This is a genomic window from Alteromonas sp. CNT1-28, from assembly GCF_022348345.1.
In the GTDB taxonomy this organism is placed as follows: Bacteria; Pseudomonadota; Gammaproteobacteria; order Enterobacterales; family Alteromonadaceae; genus Alteromonas; species Alteromonas macleodii.
This window is the reverse complement of record NZ_JAKREZ010000106.1, coordinates 1-1,052: the sequence shown is the minus strand read 5'-3', so window position 1 is coordinate 1,052 and position 1,052 is coordinate 1. Positions and strand designations below refer to the sequence as shown.

The window sequence follows — 1,052 nt, the reverse complement described above, 5'->3', positions numbered from 1 at the left end:
ACGTCTCGTCGTTGATATCGCATGCGTGTTCTCCTTTTTACAAGGACACCATGCAGGAGCGGCGTTAATACTTGAATGTGGGAATTACCGGACGGTTACGGTGTTTTGATCCCAATTTACAAACCTTCTTTTTACTGGAGGTAGACTTTGGAATGACGCTAGCTTTTCCAATTGAGGGTCGGCGTTATTATAAAGTTCATTAAAGTTATTAAGTAATTCTTCTAACAGAGTTTCTGCGAGTAACTGAGACTTGACCATCAATGATGAAATCGTTTCATTGTTTTCGACCTCAAATTTCTCTTGGATTAGGATGCTACCTGCATCAAGTTTCTCAGTGAGTTTATGAATGCTAACACCCGCGTTCTCAGGGTTGTCGATAATGTAGGTGAGTGGGGTTGGGCCTCTACTTTTGGGTAGTAAAGATGGGTGGATATTAATCGCATATTTTATTTCGTTTGTGGGTACTTTGTATCCGTAATCGGCTACAACAAAGACTGTCTGTTCGTCATTTAAATATCCTTTAAGAGTCACGATACTTGGTTTTTCAGTGGAATAAACAATATTGTATTTACGACAAATTCGTTTGATGAAGCTCGCATTTCCCTGAACATCGTTTATAAAAACGCGTTCAATGTTCAATCTATTTTTAATTAGAAGTAACAAACAATTCGAGAATAAGTCGTTTCCAAAATAAACGATTTTCATATTTCTCTGCACCTTTTGAGAATAGCGTATGTGGAACAAAATGTAGGTTGGGAGGACAAGTGTTTAAGGATTCGATGTTGATTAAAAATCTGTGCAAAAACGAATAATAAGGGTTCATTGGCTGGCGGGAAGCTTAGTTCGTGCCAATATGAAGTGTAAGGCATTTTGGCAATAGGATAGCCGAGATGGTTCTGATATTGAGCAAACTGGAAAGCTACCGTTGATATTACCAAAGTAGCTTTCAATACGAGCCTGTAACAGATTCTGTGTAACTGCCATTAGTTAATATGCTTTTCGAGGCGTTCCTCGAACTCGATAATAAATCGACTCATCGCCTGACGCCAGTT

At 38.9% G+C, this 1,052-nt stretch carries 1 protein-coding gene; it reads right to left on the bottom strand.

Translation table 11 applies throughout. The annotated features are described in order from the left end of the window. Positions 1-84: 84 nt before the first annotated feature. Positions 85-705: a formyltransferase family protein gene (locus MHN02_RS21530; protein WP_239247989.1), complete on the bottom strand. Its 621-nt coding sequence runs from the start codon at positions 703-705 to the stop codon at positions 85-87. Positions 706-1,052 lie beyond the last annotated feature (347 nt).